The 19,051-nt window shown below is 57.9% G+C and carries 22 protein-coding genes; 7 read left to right on the top strand and 15 right to left on the bottom strand.

The features are described from left to right. Positions 1-89: 89 nt before the first annotated feature. Complete coding sequence (locus FFS28_RS15270) at positions 90-995, top strand: EamA family transporter (RefSeq protein WP_042321283.1); 906 nt, start codon at positions 90-92, stop codon at positions 993-995. A 1-nt stretch (position 996) separates the two neighbouring features. Here the strand turns inward: FFS28_RS15270 and FFS28_RS15265 are convergent, their stop codons facing one another. From FFS28_RS15265 to FFS28_RS15245, 5 genes are all read right to left on the bottom strand, one after another. Beyond that, entirely contained in the window at positions 997-1,263 is a 267-nt protein-coding gene (locus FFS28_RS15265) for a Txe/YoeB family addiction module toxin (RefSeq protein WP_088208949.1), read from the bottom strand. Then, a complete protein-coding gene (locus tag FFS28_RS15260) occupies positions 1,238-1,510 on the bottom strand; it encodes a type II toxin-antitoxin system Phd/YefM family antitoxin (protein WP_041911702.1) in 273 nt (90 codons plus the stop codon). Before FFS28_RS15260 ends, FFS28_RS15265 begins: the two co-directional genes overlap by 26 nt. A gap of 56 nt (positions 1,511-1,566) precedes the next feature. Then, positions 1,567-2,757, bottom strand: a complete 1,191-nt coding sequence (nepI, locus tag FFS28_RS15255) for a purine ribonucleoside efflux pump NepI (RefSeq protein WP_101736732.1) — start codon at positions 2,755-2,757, stop codon at positions 1,567-1,569. Positions 2,758-2,858: 101 nt separating this feature from the next. Further along, entirely contained in the window at positions 2,859-3,311 is a 453-nt protein-coding gene (locus tag FFS28_RS15250; protein ID WP_006177629.1) for a DUF1198 family protein, read from the bottom strand. A 94-nt stretch (positions 3,312-3,405) separates the two neighbouring features. Next, positions 3,406-4,425 (bottom strand): alpha/beta fold hydrolase, encoded by a 1,020-nt coding sequence (locus tag FFS28_RS15245; RefSeq protein ID WP_137849960.1) that lies wholly within the window; start codon positions 4,423-4,425, stop codon positions 3,406-3,408. 399 nt (positions 4,426-4,824) lie between these two features. Between FFS28_RS15245 and FFS28_RS15240 the strand changes: the two genes are divergently transcribed. Both FFS28_RS15240 and FFS28_RS15235 read left to right on the top strand, forming a co-directional pair. Further along, complete coding sequence (locus tag FFS28_RS15240; RefSeq protein ID WP_064324250.1) at positions 4,825-5,277, top strand: STM2901 family protein; 453 nt, start codon at positions 4,825-4,827, stop codon at positions 5,275-5,277. Then, on the top strand, positions 5,277-5,594 hold the full coding sequence (locus tag FFS28_RS15235) for a DUF1493 family protein (RefSeq protein WP_137849959.1): 318 nt from the start codon (positions 5,277-5,279) through the stop codon (positions 5,592-5,594). Before FFS28_RS15240 ends, FFS28_RS15235 begins: the two co-directional genes overlap by 1 nt. 24 nt (positions 5,595-5,618) lie before the next feature. Here FFS28_RS15235 and FFS28_RS15230 read toward each other — a convergent pair whose 3' ends face one another. From FFS28_RS15230 to ivbL, 8 genes are all read right to left on the bottom strand, one after another. Continuing rightward, a complete protein-coding gene (locus tag FFS28_RS15230; RefSeq protein ID WP_102891907.1) occupies positions 5,619-6,101 on the bottom strand; it encodes an Hcp family type VI secretion system effector in 483 nt (160 codons plus the stop codon). A gap of 358 nt (positions 6,102-6,459) precedes the next feature. Further along, positions 6,460-7,857: a hexose-6-phosphate:phosphate antiporter UhpT gene (gene uhpT, locus FFS28_RS15225; RefSeq protein ID WP_006177624.1), complete on the bottom strand. Its 1,398-nt coding sequence runs from the start codon at positions 7,855-7,857 to the stop codon at positions 6,460-6,462. A 142-nt stretch (positions 7,858-7,999) separates the two neighbouring features. Then, positions 8,000-9,310 carry an MFS transporter gene (locus tag FFS28_RS15220; RefSeq protein ID WP_006177623.1) on the bottom strand — a complete coding sequence of 437 codons (1,311 nt, stop codon included), beginning with the start codon at positions 9,308-9,310 and terminating at the stop codon, positions 8,000-8,002. Further along, on the bottom strand, positions 9,303-10,808 hold the full coding sequence (gene uhpB, locus FFS28_RS15215; protein WP_137849958.1) for a signal transduction histidine-protein kinase/phosphatase UhpB: 1,506 nt from the start codon (positions 10,806-10,808) through the stop codon (positions 9,303-9,305). Before uhpB ends, FFS28_RS15220 begins: the two co-directional genes overlap by 8 nt. After that, positions 10,805-11,398: a response regulator transcription factor UhpA gene (uhpA, locus tag FFS28_RS15210; RefSeq protein WP_006177621.1), complete on the bottom strand. Its 594-nt coding sequence runs from the start codon at positions 11,396-11,398 to the stop codon at positions 10,805-10,807. The genes uhpB and uhpA overlap by 4 nt, the downstream gene beginning before the upstream one ends. Before the next feature lie 99 nt (positions 11,399-11,497). Then, positions 11,498-11,785, bottom strand: a complete 288-nt coding sequence (gene ilvN / locus FFS28_RS15205) for an acetolactate synthase small subunit (protein ID WP_006177620.1) — start codon at positions 11,783-11,785, stop codon at positions 11,498-11,500. Positions 11,786-11,788: 3 nt separating this feature from the next. Continuing rightward, on the bottom strand, positions 11,789-13,477 hold the full coding sequence (gene ilvB, locus FFS28_RS15200) for an acetolactate synthase large subunit (RefSeq protein WP_006177619.1): 1,689 nt from the start codon (positions 13,475-13,477) through the stop codon (positions 11,789-11,791). A 102-nt stretch (positions 13,478-13,579) separates the two neighbouring features. Further along, entirely contained in the window at positions 13,580-13,678 is a 99-nt protein-coding gene (ivbL, locus tag FFS28_RS15195; protein WP_088208941.1) for an ilvB operon leader peptide IvbL, read from the bottom strand. 523 nt (positions 13,679-14,201) lie between these two features. On the opposite strand from ivbL, the gene tisB reads away from it, so the two are divergent. The 4 genes from tisB (at position 14,202) to emrD (ending at position 17,058) form a co-directional block, all read left to right on the top strand. Continuing rightward, on the top strand, positions 14,202-14,291 hold the full coding sequence (gene tisB, locus FFS28_RS21875) for a type I toxin-antitoxin system toxin TisB (RefSeq protein ID WP_072208832.1): 90 nt from the start codon (positions 14,202-14,204) through the stop codon (positions 14,289-14,291). A 64-nt stretch (positions 14,292-14,355) separates the two neighbouring features. Then, complete coding sequence (locus FFS28_RS15185) at positions 14,356-14,802, top strand: GNAT family N-acetyltransferase (protein WP_006177617.1); 447 nt, start codon at positions 14,356-14,358, stop codon at positions 14,800-14,802. A 62-nt stretch (positions 14,803-14,864) separates the two neighbouring features. Next, positions 14,865-15,698, top strand: a complete 834-nt coding sequence (locus FFS28_RS15180; protein WP_137849957.1) for an EamA family transporter — start codon at positions 14,865-14,867, stop codon at positions 15,696-15,698. 175 nt (positions 15,699-15,873) lie between these two features. Beyond that, positions 15,874-17,058, top strand: coding sequence for a multidrug efflux MFS transporter EmrD (gene emrD, locus FFS28_RS15175; RefSeq protein WP_006177615.1), 1,185 nt, complete (start codon positions 15,874-15,876; stop codon positions 17,056-17,058). Here the strand turns inward: emrD and FFS28_RS15170 are convergent. Both FFS28_RS15170 and dsdC read right to left on the bottom strand, forming a co-directional pair. Further along, entirely contained in the window at positions 16,961-18,049 is a 1,089-nt protein-coding gene (locus FFS28_RS15170) for a cellulase family glycosylhydrolase (RefSeq protein WP_137849956.1), read from the bottom strand. The genes emrD and FFS28_RS15170 overlap by 98 nt on opposite strands. Before the next feature lie 86 nt (positions 18,050-18,135). Continuing rightward, the gene (gene dsdC, locus FFS28_RS15165) at positions 18,136-19,050 is read right to left on the bottom strand and encodes a DNA-binding transcriptional regulator DsdC (RefSeq protein WP_137849955.1); all 915 of its coding nucleotides are present in this window, start codon (positions 19,048-19,050) and stop codon (positions 18,136-18,138) included. Position 19,051: the final 1 nt, after the last annotated feature.

Below are 19,051 nucleotides of genomic sequence, written 5' to 3'. Positions count from 1 at the left end.
CTACAAAACCTTGTAGGCCACGTAAGCGCAGCGCCGTCCGGCAAGATCCCATGTTATGCTACAAAAAAACCGACATAACAGGGGAGAACATGGGTTCCACACGTAAAGGGATGCTTAACGTCCTGATCGCCGCCGTTTTATGGGGAAGTTCGGGCGTTTGCGCGCAGTACATCATGGAGAAAAGCCACATTTCCTCGCCTTATCTGACCATGATTCGCCTGCTGTTTACCGGCGTGATCCTGCTGACGCTCTCCTTCGTTCACGGCGACAAGATTTTCTCGGTCATCAAAAACCGCAAGGACGCCCTCAGCCTGCTGTTTTTCTCATTGGTCGGCGCGCTTACGGTGCAGCTCACCTTCCTGCTGACGATTGAAAAATCCAACGCCGCCACCGCTACCGTGCTGCAGTTCCTCTCGCCGACCATTATCGTGGCGTGGTTCGCGCTGGCGCGGAAAAAGCGCCCCGGTATTTTTGTCTTATCCGCGATAATGACCTCGCTTGTCGGCACTTTCCTGCTGGTAACGCACGGCGATCCGACATCGCTCTCTATCTCGCCTGCCGCGCTGTTCTTCGGCATCGCCTCGGCCTTTGCTGCGGCGTTCTATACCACTTATCCGTCAACGCTGATCGCCCGCTACGGCACGCTGCCGATTGTTGGCTGGAGTATGTTGATTGCAGGACTGGTGCTGACGCCGTTCTACGCCGGGCGAGGCACCACGTTTGCGTTCGACGGTAGCCTGCTGCTGGCGTTTTTCTATCTGGTGGTGATCGGTACGGCGCTGACGTTCAGCCTGTATCTGAAAGGGGCACAAATGATCGGTGGGCCGAAGGCAAGCATTCTGAGCTGCGCCGAGCCGCTGAGCAGCGCATTGCTGTCGGTGATCCTGCTGGGAGTGGCCTTCACCCTGCCGGACTGGCTGGGCACGCTGCTGATTGTCTCGTCGGTGGTGTTGATTTCGATGGATTCGAGAAGACGGGTTCAGACTTCAGCCTGATTTACGCATGATAGTGATAGCGGCACATCAAAATGGTCAGCGCGCTATCCGTCACGCCATAAACCAGACGGTCAGTATCGTTTATCCGGCGGGACCAGTAGCCTGAAAGATTACCTTTAAGCGGTTCCGGCTTCCCCAGTCCATCAAAAGGCTGGCGCTTCGCATCTTCAATCAGCTTGTTGATTCTGCGAAGCGTTTTCTTATCCTGCTCTTGCCACCACAGGTAATCGTCCCAGCCGTTATCAGTCCAAATCAGTAGCCTGGTCATCAATCAGATCCCTCTGCGTGGTTTTTCCAGTGTTTGCCTGTGCGATTGACTCCATCAGTCGGCTGGCATTAGCGGGCGAACTCATTAAATGGATCGTTTCCATCATCGAGTTATAGTGCTGAAGAGACATAACAACCGCATCCCCGCCGTTGCGGCGGCTGATGATTGTCGTCTCCACATTGTCATTCACGTCGTCCAACACATCTTTGAGTCGGCTTCGTGCTTCAGTAAACGTCACAACCTGCATATTCCCTCCTGTACAAGTTACGGTACAAGTATATCGCCAGTGTGACTATTTATCAATCAACGCGCCCTCACCTTCGCTGCCACCAGCAGCGCCGTCAGCAGCATCAGGGTGCCGGAAATCACCAGCGGTGAGGTCAGACCCAGATGGTCGAGCGCCACGCCGCCCACCGCTGCGCCGCAGGTGTTCGCCAGCTGGATCACCGCTACCTGAATCGACCCGGCTTTTTCCGCCTGATCGGCCAGCGAGCGGGTGATCCACGTCGACCAGCCCACCGGTACCAGCGCAAAGGCAAAGCCCCAGATAATCGCAATCGCCGAGGCGACCCACTTATCGCTGCCCCACAGCACCAGCACCGCGGCGCTTATCGCCAGCACCAGCGGCGCGCCTGCCAACGCCACCTTGAGGGAGCGTTTCAGGAACTGGGACGACAGCGAGGTGCCAACAAAGCTGGCGATACCGAAACTCAGCAGCACCAGCGTCAGGCCATCCACATCAAAGCCCGCCATGGTCATAAACACCGGGCGGATGTAGGTGAAGAAGGCAAACTGCCCGGCGAAGGCCATAAAGATGGCGGTCATGCCCGCCATAACGCCGGGGCGCTTGAGCAGCGCGAACATGTTCTGTTTGTGGTGCGCCGCTTCACCCGGCAGGGACGGCAGCGCCTTCCACACCCAGATAATGCACAGAAGGCCCATCACCGCGGCGGCGTTAAAGACGTTACGCCAGCCGATAATCCCGCCGAGGAAACTGCCCAGCGGCGCGGCAATCACCAGCGCGATGGAGACCGCGCCGAAAATCACGGACAGCGCTTTAGGCACCGTGCGGGCGGGCACCAGGCGCATGGTCAGCGAGGCCGACATCGCCCAGAAGCCGCCGAGCCCTAAACCAAGGCAGGCGCGGCCGAGCAGCAGCAGGCTAAAGCTATTGGCGAAGGAGACCAGCAGGCAGGATGCCGTCAGCAGCACGCTGAAGAGAATGACCACTTTGCGGCGGTCGATAGCGCCAATCGCCTGGGTAATAAAGAGGCTGGCAAACATCGCCACAAACGCGGTGACGGTGACGGACTGCCCCGCCACACCTTCGGAAATACCCAGATCCTGCGCCATTGGCGTCAGCAGGCTCACCGGCAGAAACTCAACGGTAATCAGGCAGGCGACGCAGAACGCCACGGAGAAAACCGCCGACCAGTTGGGCCGGGAAACCTCTTTGGTCTGCGGTCTGGTCGTGGGCTGGATATGTTCTGTCATGGCATCACCTGAAGATAAAAACGTGCGGAAAAGTCGCGCAGTTTATCATCAAAAGTGTGATGAATTTAACGTTTAGACAACTTTTGTCGTTTTACAGGGGATCAGTGAAGGTAAAACACGCCCTCATCCGGTAAGAAGAGTTGGTTATACCGCAGCTGGAAGGCGTTAAGCTCCTGCGGGTCTGGCTCTATTTCGCGCATGAAGCCGAGTGCAAGGCGGATTTGCGCATCGGTAATGGGCGCGGCAAGGCGGGCTTTGCGCAGCATGCGGTGCCAGGTGTGCAGGTTCTGTTCACTGCCATCAACAATACAGACCTGCCAGATTAGCAGCACCTGCGCAGCGTTTTGCAGATGGGCTTCGTCGGGACGCTCAAGGTAGCGGATAAACTCGTTGCCGGACGATTTACCAAACTGATCGATCATCGATTCCACCGGAACCGGGGTGATCCCCAGACGCTCGCTTAACCGTTTGATGGCGCGACGGGAATCCGAGGTCAGGACACGAAACCCCACCACAAACACCACGACAAGCGTTGCCAGCATTATCCAGACCATGCGATCTCCTTAGAATAGCCGCTTATCATAGCGGGAAACTCATGGCCTCGACAGCTGGCAAAACGCGATTAGTGCAGTGAAAAGAGGTGGAAAATCATTCTGAAAGCGGATCGCTGCGCTTCAGCCCTTTCAGCAGCGCCTCGTGGAAGCGCACCGGATCCTGCATCTGCGGCGCGTGGCCCATATCGTTAAACTCGACCAGCGTGGCGTGCGGAATGCGTTTTGCCGTCTCCTTTCCCAGCACCGCGTAGTTACCGAGCGTTTTACGCACCTCCGGCGGGGCGAGATCTTTGCCGATAGCGGTGTTGTCCTTCGTGCCGATCATCAATAATACCGGCATCTTCAGCTCGCTAAATTCGTAGACAACCGGCTGGGTGTAGATCATGTCGTAGAGCAGCGCCGAGTTCCATGCCACGCGCGCTTTGCCCGGCCCGTTGTTCAGCCCGGCAAGCATGGTCACCCAACGCTCGTACTCCGGCTTCCACTCTCCGGCATAGTAGGTGTTTTTCTCGTACTGGCGAATGCCGTCCGCGCTGGTTTTCAGCTCACGCTGATACCACTGGTCGACGGTAATATGCGGCACGCCGCGCGCCTTCCAGTCCTCCAGGCCAATCGGGTTGACCATCACCAACTGCTCCACCTGCTGCGGCCACATCAGCGCGTAGCGCGTCGCCAGCATGCTGCCGGTAGAGTGCCCGATCACCGTCACGCGTTCGACACCCAGGGATGTGAGCAGCGCATGGGTATTATCAGCCAGCTGCTGGAAGGTGTACTGATACCGCTCGGGCTTGGTGGATTTGCAGAAGCCGATCTGGTCCGGGGCGATCACCCGATACCCGCTCGCCGTCAGCGCACGGATGGTGCCGTCCCAGGTACCGGCACAGAAGTTCTTGCCATGCATCAGCACCACGGTGCGGCCGTTGGCTTTTTCCGGCTTCACGTCGAGATAGGCCATGTCCAGAGACTGATTTTGCGAGGTAAAGGTAAAGTGTTTAACCGGCCAGCCGTAGTTAAAACCTTCCAGCTTTTCGCCATAGGTGGGGGTATCCGCCGCCATCGCGGGGGACGCCAGCGCCATCAGCAGCGCAAGGCAGGATAATCGTCGGGTTAACATGCAAGCTCTCCATAACAAAACGGTCAAATGCCGTGCAGCGCGGCAGCAAAAATAAACTGTAGAGCATGCTGGGGAGCGGGTCTGTAAAGCGGGGTAAAGGGGGACGTAAAATATACGCATCCCCTTTTATGGAAGGTTTTAAAGGATATGCAGTGATGAGCCTGAGCGTTTCAGAACGCCAGGTGCCGAAACGTCTGGCTTTGTAGTAAGTACCACAGCGGGTACAACGCACTTGAAGAGGATGCGATCCTCATTACAGCTTGCGGATATCACGACCTCATAATCGACAAATATACTGTTTGCGGGCACTTTTCTTAATTTCATAAAACTATTACCCACTCATTATCCTTAGGTTAAGCAAGGCTATAACCTTGCTTAAAATGAATTCAGGATGATGCTATGAATACAATAGAGGAATCTGGGGGGACGTATTTCTATCGAGGGAATTCGAACGTAACCCCACAAGAGCTATTTTTGCTGATATTCGCTGAGGGTCTGGCGAACCATTTGGGCGTAACCATAGAGACTGCTGCAACAATCCTTGCAGGTCAGCCTCTAATACCCAAGCGTAAGGTGTTAGGCGCGTCAGGCTCGCGAACAAGTGTTGCCTCCAAACTAGCACGTCGCATATTAAAGGGAGTCCGCTTTCCTGGAGGGATGAGGGTGGAAACCATTATCGGTATGGGTAAAACAAGACAAACAAATAAGGTTGGGGCAGTAGTTGGAAGAGCTGTTCCGTTCGTTGGCTATGCCCAGGCAATCATTGTATTTGCCCTTGTGGCCAAAGAAACCAGAAACAAGTACAACCTGATAGCTCGACCGAAAGATCGGATCGAATGGACATACTTCTAATGTTATTGCCTGATGATCAAGAATTTTTAGATTACATCACTGAAAACTACAGTGAACTGAAACGTCCCGCCCAGAAGGAGTGGACCTTCCAGGAGCATTTCAACCTCGTTCCTGAAGATCTTGAGGACATGCTGCTTGACCTTTTCAATCGCTATGGGATTGAGTACAGCAACTTTGTTCTGGACAACTATTTTGAGCCGGAGCTGTTTTGGTTTCAGTTTGGACTTAGAAAAAGGTTTTGGGATCGACAGTATAAGCCGCTAACGCTCGAAATGATTATTGAGTCAGCCAAAGCCGGGCGCTGGTTATATGATTAAGGGGCTGCTTGCCCCTTACGTTCTTTACGCTGACTGGCGTTCGTTCCAGGCATCGCTAAAGATGATGTTCCCGTCGTTATGCTTCCAGGTAATTTTCTCGTAACGTAGTTCAACCGTTTCCATATGGTTTTCGTTAGGGTTATCGCCTGGTGCCATCGCTGGTGAGATAGAAACGACTCTGACGCCTTCGAGCAGCATATTAAAGTACTCTTCTTCCTGGCCGGAGTAGTTAATCCTATACCATTTTATCTCAGCAGAGACCAGGCTCTGCCCTGTTGCTACCGCTTTATAGAGGTATGGGCTTGAGCAATCGAATTCTTTAATGATCAACATAGGTGAATGCATGCGCGTACCGGTTATTTTACCGGTGGCATTGTCTGTTGGGATCATGAGGTTATGATGGAATCCTTTTACCTCAATGCTGCATTCTCTGTGCTGAACATCAACTCCGCCTTTGATTAATGCTCCCCCGTCATCCTTAAGCCATAAGTAAGCTGGTATAGCCATGTTAATTTTTCCTTGAGCAAGTTGTAATAGTCAAACACCGGGTTGTGTTCTGGCTAGTAGTTGGCTTGAAAACTTCATTCATGTTCTTCTTTTTAGTGCGCCTATCTCCCCCCAGCGTATGCCCGGTGCGGCTATAAAAGTTCAAGCCAGGTCATGTTTACGCCTGGCCGATCTCTTTTTGAGATATTGACCAGGCATTTTTTAACCATATTAAGAAGTTAGATGATGAACGTTCCAGAAAACACCGTGCGACCGGCTGCGGGTGGAGTGAAAAAATGAGCCGTAATCTTTTTTCTGAGGGGGAGCGGGAAGGAAAAAAAGCCCGGTGGTCAGCCGGGCAAAGAAGTCACCTGCACACTCAGGCTGCTTTCAATTTTTGTTTCTGCGCACGATTCTCACGGCGGATCTTACGTTCTTCCAGCACTGCGACCATCGCCATCAGGACGATACAGCCGATGGCGGCGGCGTCCAGCGCGGCGAAGGTGCCTGCCCAGCCGGTGAGGCCAAAGACCGGCGTGCCGTCGGCGATCATTCCCAGACCGAGCTTGGCGAAGCTGTCGCCGATCAGGTAGGCGAAAGTGCCCTTAATTCCATCGGCTGCGCCGATCGCTTTTTTCGGCACAAAACCGACCGCCGCCACGCCAATCAGCAACTGCGGACCAAACACCAGGAAGCCGAGCGCGAACAGGGAGGCGAGGTACACGTACTGGTTGCTGGCGTGCTGGTATACGCCAAGCGTGGCGATAATCAGCGCCAGCGCAACGCAGGCCACCAGCGCGCGACGCCCATTGGCGAGGTCAGAGAGCCAGCCCCACAGCAGCGTGCCAACCAGCGCACCCACTTCAAAGAGGGTAAAGCCCTGAATCGCCACTTCTTTCGAGAGTTTCAGCTCCTGGAAGGCGTACACGGTTGACCACTGGTCGATACCGATGCGCACCACGTACAGGAAGATGTTCGAGAAGCAGAGCAGCCAGATCACCTTGTTTTTCAGCACGTACTCAACAAAGATCTGCCATTTGGTCATCTCATTTTCTTCGGTCTCTTTATCCTCCTCGCTGATCTCCTCACCGAACAGCTCTTCGGCTTTGCCGAGGCCGTAGGATTCCGGGGAGTCGCTGCCGAAGCGCAGGCCGATAAAGCCGACGATCAGGGCGATAATCGACGGGAAGATAAACATGCCGATGACGTGGCCGTCGAACAGATAGTTGGCACCGAACAGCGCCACGCCTGCCGCGCCCGCTCCGCCGAGGTTGTGGGAGATGTTCCACATGCCGAGGTACGAGCCACGCTTGCGGCGCGGGGTCCATTTGGTGATGGTCGAGTAGCTGCACGACCCGCCGGTGCTCTGGAAGAAGCCGCTCAGGGCGTAGAAAGCGATCATCAGGAACAGGCTGACGGAGCCTGAACCCATGCTGGCGCTGAAGCCAAGCATACAGATGGCGGAGAGGATCAGCATAAACGGCAGGAACTGCTTGGTGTTTTTGCCGTCGGCGTAGTACGACACCAGCGTTTTCCCCACGCCATAAGTGATGGAGAAGCCCAGGCCAATCATCCCCAGCTGCGTCATGCTCAGCCCGTAGGTTGAGATCATGTCGTTCTGCGCGATGTTAAAGTTTTTGCGGATCAGGTACATGGTCAGGTAGCCGATAAAGACCACCAGATAAGACTGCATGAACGGTTTGAACCACATCTTGCGCCGCACGTCGAGCGGCAGATCCAGGGTCGGCTTGCGCACCTGGTTGAGGAAGGCCAGCATGGTTTGCTCCTGAGCTGATTTTTATACCTGCGAATGGCAGGCATTGTAAAAATCAGCCGGGCGCGACGCCTGAGACAGCGTCCAGGTAAAACCGGGAAAATTTCTTAGTTTTGCGCCACTCGGCACCAAAAGGTGAGGCTCGTCACGCTTCGCGCGGCGCCTGAGCGTGCAAAAACGGCAGCAGCAGCAGGGCAGAGATCCCCGCCGCGATGGCGATCACCGCGAAGAATCCGCTCCAGTGCCAGGCGTCGATCACCCGCGCCAGCGGCCAGCCGGAGAGCGACGCGCCGAGGTAGGCAAACAGCCCGACGAAGCCCGTCGCCGCGCCTGCCGCCTCTTTGTGCGAGCACTCCGCCGCCGCCATGCCGATCAGCATCTGTGGGCCAAACACGAAGAAGCCGGTGGTGAAAAAGCACGCCGCCTGCATCACGTAGCTGGCAAAAGGCATCAGCCACAGCGACCCGACGGAGAGCAAAATACCGGCAGCGAAAATCAGGTTCATCGGCCCACGGTTGCCGTTGAACAGTTTGTCCGATCCCCAGCCCGCCACCAGCGCGCCGATAAATCCGCCAAGTTCAAACATGGTGACCGCCGAGTTGGCCGTCACCAGATCCACGCCGAGCGTCTCGGACATGTACAGGTTGCCCCAGTCGTTGATGGCCGCGCGCACCACGTAGACCAGCACGTAGCACAGCGACAAAAGCCAGATATAGGGGTTTTTCAGCACGTATTTGGTGAGGATCTCTTTGCGGGTCAGCCCCGCGCCCTCCTGCTGCTGGGCGATCTCCATCTCGTCGTGTCGCCAGTCGCCAACGGGGGGAAGCCCAACGGTCTGCGGCTTATCGCGCAAACGCCAGCAGAGGAACAATCCGGCGAGAATGGCAAGCCCGCCCGCAATCATCATCCCCGCGCGCCAGCCATAGTGCAGCGCCGCCGCGCCCACCACGATGGGGATCAGCGCCCCGCCGACGTTATGCGCCGTGTTCCATATGGCCCACCAGCCGCCGCGCTCGTTGCGCGAATACCAGGCGGTGAGCAGGCGGGCGCACACCGGCGCGCCCCAGCCCTGGAAAAAGGCGTTCAGCGCCCACAGCAACGCAAACGCCCACAGGGAGGTGGAAAAGCCAAATAAAATGTTCACCACACCGGTTGCCATCAGCCCAACGCCCATAAAATAGCGGGCGTTGGAGCGGTCGCTGACGATGCCGGAGAAGAACTTCGACAGGCCGTAGGTGATGTAAAACAGCGTCGCCAGCAGGCCGATATCGGTGCGCGTCATCACGCCGGTGGCGAGGATTTCCGGCGCGGCGGCGTTAAAACTTTTGCGCGTGAAGTAGAACAGGGCGTAACCGAGCCAGATGGTCATCAGAATATGGCGACGCCAGTAGCGATAGCGGGCGTCGATCTCCGCTTTGTCGCCTAGCGGCGCGGCATTGGCAGGCGTTTTAAACATGGTGGCTCCGTAGCGGTAAACTGACGCTGACGCGCGTTCCGTGGGTACAGGAGATAGCCAGCGTGCCGCCCAGCGCCTTGACGCGCTCGCGCATCCCCGCCAGGCCAAAGCCCTGCTGGCCAGAGCCTGGCGGCAGGCCGCAGCCGTCGTCCTCAATCACCAGCATCAGGCGATCGTCCTGCTGCCAGCCCTGCAGCGTCACCGCGCTGGCGTTGGCGTGTTTGACAATATTGTTCAGCCCCTCCTGGCAGACGCGGAACAGCGTGACCCGCTGGCCTTCGCTCAGCGTTGGCTCATCAATGCGCCAGTCGAGATGGCTGACAATACCGCGGCTTTCCAGCTCCATCTCGCGCATCAGGGAACGCACCGCCTGCTCAAGCGAGAGATCATCCAGCTGGCGCGGGCGCAGCCTGCCGAGCAGGCGGCGCACCGAATCGTACACCCCCAGCGACAGCTGTTCGATGTGTGCCCCGCCCTGCTTCACGCCGCTATTTTCCGCCGCCAGACGCTGAACGATGCCCGCCTGGGTGCGGATGGCGGTGATGGTCTGGCCGATGTCGTCGTGCAGCTCGCGCGCCACTTCCTGGCGCACGCTCTCTTCGGTCTCCAGCAGGCGTTCGGCCAGGCGGCGGTTGCGCGCCAGCTCGGTTTGCAGGGACTGGTTCAGCTCGCGCAGGCGCTGAATGCCCGCCCCAAGCAGCAGCCCGGTCAGGCTCTGGGCCAGCAGCGAGAGCAGCAAATCTACAGGGTGATCGTGCCAGGTCTGGCTGGCGATCAGCGCGATGGCATTCATCAACGTTGCGATCAGCGCCCCCTGCCAGCCATAGTGCCAGGCCAGGGCGATAATCGGCAGCGCCAGACAAAACGGCGTAAAGCGTGAAAGCTCGGCCGGTAAACCCAGCTGCAGCCACAGGCTCACCACAAACAGCAGCAGATACCAGATGAGATGCCGGGCGCGCCAGTTTACCGGCTGGGAGACCAGCGCCGGGCCGAGTGGCTGCCAGACGGTGCTGGTGAGATAATGCCAGATGACGAGACAGGTCGGCGCGAGCGTCAGCCCGCCGGTGAGGGTGAGGAGCAGCGCGTTCAGCATCTCCTTTTCGCCGATCCACGGCAGGGATTGCAGCAGCGCGGCGGCAATCAGCGCCGCCCCCTGGCGCAGCAGCGTGCGCCAGTCCCGCTGGTGCCGGTAGCGGGAGATCAGCGCCACCGGGATCAGGGTCAGCACGCTTCCGGTCATCAATAATGGCAGATGCGCCAGCGGCACCTGCTGCGCCAGCCAGACCAGCATCAGCCACTCTGCGCCCAGCAGCACAGGCCAGTAGCCGCGCGGGCATTGCAGCATCAGCCCAAGACGCAGGCCGAACGGGAACAGCAGCACCGCCAGTTCAGGGCGTTCAACCAGATGCAGGCTGATGCTCCACAGGCAAAACCATGCGGCGGAGAAGATAAAAAAACTGGCAACGACGGCGATCAGCCGCGAAAACACAGAGTTCATTGCCAGCTGTCGAACATACGGCGCGCCAGCTCGACGTCGTTACTGACGCCGAGTTTTTCCATCAGGTTAGCGCGATGAACGTGAACGGTTTTGGGCGACAGCCCCAGTTCGGCGGCAATCTCTTTCACCGCCATCCCCTGCGCGAGCTTTTCCGCCACCTGTCGTTCGCGTCGGGTCAGCGGATCCTGACGGCCTGCCGCCAGCTTGATGGCGATATCCGGCGTCAGATAGCAGCCGCCTGTCGCGACGGTGCGCACGGCGGCGATCAGCTCGTCCGGGCTACAGCGCTTGGAGAGAAACCCGCGCGCGCCGGCGTTTAACGCCTGTTCCACCAGCGCCGGGCTGTCGTGAACCGACAGCATGATCGTCGCCATGCCTTTCGGCAGTTGGCTCAACAGCTCCAGCCCGGAAAGGTCCGGCATGGAGATATCGCAGATACAGACCTGCACGCCGCGCCCCGGCAGACCCGCCAGCGCCTCGCGGCCGGAACCGAACTCGGCCACTACCTGAAAATCAGGTTCGAGGCTTAAAAGCTGGGCAAATCCGGAGCGGACGATAAGGTGGTCGTCGATAAGGGCGATGGTAATCATGTGCGTTCCTGCGGTCTGAAAGCGCCGGATGGCGCTGCGCTTATCCGGCCTACAAAGGGCAAAGTTCGTTGGCCAACAAAGGCGCTTACCTTAAGCGATTTACTCGAAAAACACCGCAATTTTGTTAAACATGGTGGGATCGGACTGGTTGCGCACCACTTTGGCGACGTCTTCCAGCTTGTCGATCTGGGCCATCATCTGCTCCAGACGCTGATCGTCATTGACCAGCAGCCAGATGCGGCTGTGCTCGCTGCCCTGAATCGGCAGGCAGAGAATGCCTTCGACGTTAAACGCGCGGCGGGCGAACAGCCCGCAGACGTGGGTCATGACGCCGGGATGGTTGCGGACGGTGAGTTCCAGGATGACGTTATCGTGTTGTTTCTGCATGGCTTATTCCCCCACCATCTCAGTATTTGCCGCACCCGGCGGCACCATCGGATAGACTTTTTGTTGCGCGTCGATGCGCACGTGGATCAGCGCCGGGCCGGGACGAGAGATCGCCGCCTGCAGCGCCGCGTGGGCATCCTCCTCCGCGTTCAGATCGCAGGTGTGCAGGCCAAACCCGGCGGCAATCTGCATAAAGTTAATCATTCCCGGATAGGTCGCGGCAAAGACCCCCTGCTTGTAGAACAGGCTCTGCTGCTGGTGCACCAGTCCCAGCGCCTCGTTGTTCATCAGAATGATTTTTACGTCTAACTGATTTTCGGCTGCGGTCGCCATTTCCTGAATGTTCATCATCAGGCTGCCGTCGCCGGAGAAGCAGATGACTTTACGATCCGGGTTAGCCAGCGCCGCGCCCACGGCGGCGGGCAGGCCAAAGCCCATGGTGCCCAGCCCGCCGGAGGTCAGCCACTGACGCGGACGGTTCAGCGGGTAAGCCTGCGCGGTCCACATCTGGTGCTGGCCCACATCGGTAGTGATAATTGCGCTGTCGTCCACGCAGGCGGCCACGGCGTTGATCAGGCCGTAGTGGCTCAGCGGGTCGCCTTCAGCGGGGATCGCCCCCGGAAACTCTTTTTGCAGATCAGCCACCAGCTGACGCCAGTCGTCACGGCCGGTTGCCTCGGTTTGTGGGATCAGCTGCGCCAGTACCTCGGCGACATCGCCCTGGATCGCGACGTGCGGCTGCTTGATTTTACCCAGCTCGGCGCGGTCGATATCCACGTGAATGATTTTGGCGTTCGGGCAGAACTGTTCGGTTTTGCCAATCGCCCGGTCATCAAAACGCGCGCCCATGACGATCAGCAGATCCGCTTCTTGCAGGATGAAATTGGTGCTGCGCGCGCCGTGCATCCCCAGCATGCCCAGGGAGAGCGGGTGTGCTTTTGGCAGCATACCCAGCGCCATCAGCGTCATGGTGGTGGGCAGGTTGGCTTTCTCGGCGAACTGGCGCACCTCGTCAGAGGCGTTGATCGCCCCGCCGCCCAGATAGAGCACCGGACGTTTCGCGGCGTTAATCATCGCCGCCGCATCGCGCACGCTCTCTGCGCTGAATTCTGGCGCAGGGGCACGGTCGCCCGGCTCCGGCAGCACGTCAATGTCGATCTCTGCGGTCTGAACATCCTTAGGAATGTCTATCCACACCGGGCCAGGACGGCCAGACTGCGCAATGCGGAACGCATCGCTAATAACCTGTGGCAGCTCGCTGATATCGCGCACCAGATAGTTATGCTTGGTGATGGGGATAGAGATGCCGTAGGTGTCCACTTCCTGGAACGCATCGGTGCCGATCATCGAGGACGGTACCTGTCCGGTGATGCAAATCAGCGGAATGGAATCGAGACGCGCGTCGGCGATGGCGGTCACCAGGTTAGTTGCGCCTGGGCCGCTACAGGCCATACAGACCGCCGGTTTGCCCTGGGTACGCGCCATGCCCTGCGCGATAAAGCCCGCGCCCTGCTCGTGGCGAGCCAGAACGTGACGAATTTTTGTGCTTTGGCTTAACGCGTCGTACAGCGGCAGCACCGTGCCGCCCGGGATACCCGCTACGATGGTGATGCCCTGTCGTTCCAGTAAATGCACGATTAACTGCGCACCGGTAAAACGCGTTGTGGATGATGTTGTGCCCGAACTTGCCATGCTCCAGTCCTTTTATGAGCCGACTTTCCGGGGGGTGTTTAAACGAAAAACCCCGCCCGGTTTGCGCCGGCGGGGTTTTGGATTCGTGTGTTGATCCAGTCCCTACGGCGCATTGCCGACGACGACCACCACACGCACGACGACCACTGCGGCGGGTTGCGCAGTTTTTAGTAGGGTCGCGGTGAACAGGGATGGAGTCATTAGGAACCTGTGTTTGGAATCATTGATAGAATTTATACAACCACAGGTTGTAGGGCGTGACAATGGAAAAATATTCAACCGCACAAAAATGCGTCAGGGATCACGTTTCGTTTGGTGCGTGGTGAAAACAAAAAACCCCGCCTAAGCGAGGTTTTTATCAGGGTTTTGCGGTTGGTTTCCGCAGAACACACTGTGTTACGTCAACGGCAAAAGTATACGCGATCGAAGACGAACGCGCAATTTATGGCACGGATTTTGACGTTTTTGAGTATGGACCGCCTTCTGATTTTTGTCCATAAAATACTGTTCATACATACAGTATTTATCTATACTGAGTGTGTTCGCAGTGAGCGAGGGGGCCGCAGTTCTACCGGCGCAACGACGTCCTGGCTGAAACGGGTGGTGCCGTCAGTGCCTTAACCCCCTGAAGTGAGCACACTGTGTTACGTCAATCCAGGTGCTGGCAACAGGCGGCGGAAAGGTACGCCAGCATCGTGCTCCTTTTAACCAAAAGGAGACGCGTATGAGCGTCGTGGATATGGTTGTACTCATCCTCAAACTCATTGTTGCTGTTCTGCAACTGCTTGATGCTGTCCTGAAATACATTCGGTGATTCAGGTTCAAGTCGCACCTAAGAGGGGCGGGAAACCGCCCCTCTTTAATAACGAGGGAATGCTATGTCGCGTCTGTTAATTGAGCCTGTTACGCCAGAAGAGCCGGGATACATCGCGCTCAAAGCTGAGAGCATCGCCTTACACTTCAACATGCTGCGCAGGCTGGAAGAGAACTGGCAGCGCGGTGAGAATCGTTTTAATGCGCCGGGCGAAAAACTGCTGGGAGCCTTCCTCAACGGCAGGCTGGTGGGCGTGTGCGGGTTAAACCGCGATCCTTTTAGCCAGCAGCCGCGTGCCGGGCGTATTCGTCATCTTTACGTCAGCGAGAAGTGCCGCGGGCTGGGCATCGGCAAACAGCTGTTAACCGTGGTGATGGCCGATGCCAGCATCTGGTTTGATTTTCTCAATACCCATGCGCCGGAAGCGGCTTACGGGTTCTATCATCGGGTTGGGTTCACGCTGGTGGCGGACGAACCGCGGGTCACGCATCGGCTTTTTTGCGCCGTGTAGCTGGCTGGTAGCATCGTGCGGTGAATGTTACAGTTGGATGACAATTCACCGCCTGACGCGCCATGACCATCACCGTATTCTGCATTCTGCTGTTCGCCGCGCTGCTGCATGCCAGCTGGAACGCCATCGTTAAAGCCGGAACGGACAAGCTCTACTCCGCGATCAGCGTGAGCGGCTCAGCAACGCTTATCGCGCTGGTCCTGCTGCCGTTCTCTCCTCAGCCGTCCGCCGCAAGCTGGCCGTTTTTGGTTGTCTCCTGCGCGCTGCAGGTGGTGTACACCGTGCTGGTGGCAAAAACCTATCAGGTGTCTGATATGAGCCAGACCTACCCGCTGATGCGCGGCACCGCGCCGCTGCTGGTGGCGCTGGTCAGCGTGCTGGTGCTCGGCGATAGCCTTTCGTGGCTGGCGTGGAGCGGGATCGGCGTTATCTGCCTGTCAATCCTGGCAATGGCGATGAACGGCAGGATGCAGTCGCGTAAAGGCGTCTGGCTGGCACTGATCAACGCCTGCTTTATCGCCGGATATACGCTGGTTGACGGCACCGGGGTGCGGCTGTCAGACACCGCGCTCGGCTATACCCTCTGGACGTTCTTCATGAACGGTTTTTGCCTGCTTAGCTGGGCGATGGTGGCGCGCCGTCGGGAGGCGACCCGCTACGTGAGTCTGCACTGGAAAAAAGGCCTGCTCGGCGGTGTCGGCACGATGGGCTCTTACGGTCTGGCACTGTGGGCGATGACGCAGGCCCCGCTGGCGGTGGTGGCCGCGCTGCGTGAAACCTCGATTCTCTTTGGCGCGCTGCTGGCGTTTCTGCTTTTAAAAGAGAAGGTTGCCGGTGTGCGTATTGCCGCAGCGGTGGGGATCGCAGGCGGCGCCATTCTGCTGCGTCTGGCGTAAAGCGCTGGCAACATTAGTTGCCGTTCTTGTTTACAAATCCTGCCTTTTTGCTTCCATCCATTCATCACAGCAATGCTTAATTTGTCATCTGACTGTGGTAGATTCCTCGCGCATTTATGGGAATGCGTAGTCACTTATTCTTCATTTCTCTCTTTTGGCAAAAGTATTCAGCGACATGAAAAAACAAAGGAACGTTAACTTATTGTTGATGCTGGTGTTACTGGTGGCCGTCGGTCAGATGGCGCAAACCATCTACATTCCGGCGATTGCCGACATGGCAAAGGAACTCAATGTCCGCGAGGGCGCGGTGCAGAGCGTGATGGCGGCGTACCTGCTAACCTACGGCGTCTCTCAGCTCTTCTACGGACCGCTGTCTGACCGCGTCGGGCGTCGCCCGGTGATTCTGGTGGGCATGAGCATTTTCATGGTGGCGACGGTGATTGCCATTAGCACTTCCAGCCTGACGGTGCTGATTGCCGCCAGCGCCCTGCAGGGCGTGGGGACCGGCGTCGGGGGCGTGATGGCGCGAACCCTGCCGCGTGACATGTACCAGGGCACCCAGCTGCGCCACGCCAATAGCCTGTTAAATATGGGTATTCTGGTCAGCCCGCTGATGGCACCGCTGATTGGCGGCCTGCTGGACACCCTGTGGTCCTGGCGCGCCTGCTACGCCTTCCTGCTGGTGCTGTGCGTGATTGTCACCTTCAGCATGGCGCGCTGGATGCCGGAAACGCGCCCGGTGGATGCGCCGCGCACGAAGCTTCTCACCAGCTATAAAACGCTATTCGGCAACGGGGCGTTTACCTGTTATCTGCTGATGCTGATCGGCGGCCTGGCGGGAATTGCGGTGTTCGAAGCCTGTTCCGGCGTGCTGCTGGGCGCAGGGCTTGGCCTCAGCAGTATGGTGGTGAGTATTCTGTTTATTCTGCCAATCCCGGCGGCGTTTTTCGGCGCGTGGTTCGCAGGTCGGCCCAACAAGCGTTTCTCCACGCTGATGTGGCAATCGGTGATCAGCTGCCTGCTGGCGGGCCTGATGATGTGGATCCCGGGGCTGTTTGGCGTGATGACGGTCTGGACGCTGCTGATCCCGGCGGCGCTGTTCTTCTTCGGTGCGGGAATGCTGTTCCCGCTCGCCACCAGCGGCGCGATGGAGCCGTTTCCGTTCCTTGCCGGAACGGCAGGCGCACTGGTAGGCGGCTTGCAGAACATCGGTTCCGGCGCGCTGGCCTGGCTTTCAGCCATGATGCCGCAAACCGGCCAGTCTAGTCTGGGCTTGCTGATGACCCTGATGGGGCTGCTGATTTTGCTGTGCTGGCTGCCGCTGGCGTCGCGCGTCCCGCATCACGAGCAGCCGGTTTAACCGCACGATGGCCCGGCTTCTCGCCGGGCTTGTCACAGACCGGGGCGATCATCACCTGCAGCAACGGCTCAGGCGCGGGTCGCCATGCCCCCTCCTCGCCGTCGTAGAACTGAAAATCGGCGTTAACCGCATACGGAATTTTTGCTTTTTGCAGCTCGCAGGCCATGAAGGTCGCGAAAGCCATTTGCGACGCCGTGGGGGTAAAGCGGTTCGATTCCCCGACTCCCCAGCCGCCCACCCAGCTCATATGCCCGGTTTTTTGCTGCCAGCGCAGCGCCGTCGCGATGCGGTTGTGGATAGCCGCTTTCTCCGCCGCAGTCCCTGACGTCCACGGGTATTTACCGTTATTTTTCAGCGGTCCCCACGGAAAGATGTGCCACTCCGCCAGCAGGTAATTTTGACTGCGGGGCGGCAGCTTCAGGCTGGATAAATCTTCCGGCGCAGCGCGCAGGCGCGGCGCAATGAAGATCATGCGCTGCGGGTCGATGTCGTGGATCGCTTTGATGGTTTTTTCATACACGCGGTTCAACGACGCAAGATTGTGGTTGAGCTTATCGGCAGGTTCGTAAATGAGGTCAAATCCCAGCATGGGCGAGCGTTGGCCAAAATAGTGCGCCACGGCAATCCACCAGTTGACCACCTCTTTCTCGTTATCGGCTTTCGGGTCGTTTTTATATTCATCAGCCTGATAGGCGATAACCGGAATCACGCCGTATTGCTCGCAGGCTTCCACCAGCTTACGCAGGTGGATCAGCCGAGCTTCCGTCGGCTCATCCGCCACGCGAATACGCACATGGCGGATCCCTTTCGCGTGAAAATCGCGGACGACCAGCGGGTCGAACTCGCGGATGCCACGCTCGGTGCGCGCCCAGTCCACGTCGATACCCACGCCAAGCTCTTGCGCATAGCGGGCAGCCGTCAGCGGCGGCTCAGCGGCACAGGCCAGGCCGGAAGCGATCACAAGCGCAGTGGCAATAACAAGCTTTAACACGGTTTACCTTGCGAGAAATCGAAAGCAATAACCTGTATTTAGCACGCTTTTTCACATTTGGTGTAGCCTCAAAACGTAATAATTCTTCATCCTGCCTGCGCTTTTAGCCAGCCGATAAACGCGTCAATTTTCGGCCAATGCCGTTCAGGCAGCGTGGCAATGTAGTAGTGCTGCTGGCACGGCAAGGTCTTATTACCAAAAGGGGCAACAAGTTCTCCGCGCGCGAGGCGTTTTTCAACCAGCCTTTTTCGCCCCATCGCCACCCCCGCATGGTTTAACGCAGCGGTGATGGCTAAATCTGAACGATCGAAGCCCATGCCCGATGAAGGCAGCGCGTTCACGGCAAAACGCTGCGCCCAGAGTTGCCATTCATCCGTGCCGGAATCCTGACTCCAGGCCTGACGGTCGTGCAGGAGCGTGCAGCGGGCGAGATTCTCGGGCTGGCCGAATAACGCGTGCTCGCGGGCATACTCCAGCGAGCAAACGGGTAAAATGTCTTCATCCATCAGGAACGTGTGCGCAAGGTGTTTTGGCGGCGAATCGTCGAAATAGAGCGCCAGATCGACGCCGGTTCGCTGCATATCGATGTCGTCGTTGCCGGTCAGAAGGGTGAGTGAAATCGCAGGATAGCGGCGCGTAAAATCGCCGAGCAGGGGCACCAGCCAGCACTGAGCGAGGGATGGCCGTGAGTAGACGGTCAGCGTGCCGCTCAGCGCCTGGTTTTTGATATCCTGAATCTCCTGGTTCAGGGTATCGAGCGACGATTTAAGCGTCCCGTAAAGACGCTTCCCCTCCTGCGTAAGCTCAACCTTACGGTGAGAGCGGACAAACAGCCGGATCCCCAACTCCTCTTCCAGCAAATTGATACGGTGGCTCACCGCGCTGGGGCTAAGCGACAGCTCCGCCGCCGCCAGCGCGAAGGATGCATGTCGCGCCGCGACTTCAAAGGTGTACATTTTTGACAGCTGCCAGCCGTTTAGCTGCGGCTTATCTCCCTCCATC

Source organism: Enterobacter sp. 2VL (assembly GCF_005503595.1).
In the GTDB taxonomy this organism is placed as follows: Bacteria; Pseudomonadota; Gammaproteobacteria; order Enterobacterales; family Enterobacteriaceae; genus Enterobacter; species Enterobacter cancerogenus.
This window is presented reverse-complemented; position numbering and strand designations above follow the sequence as displayed.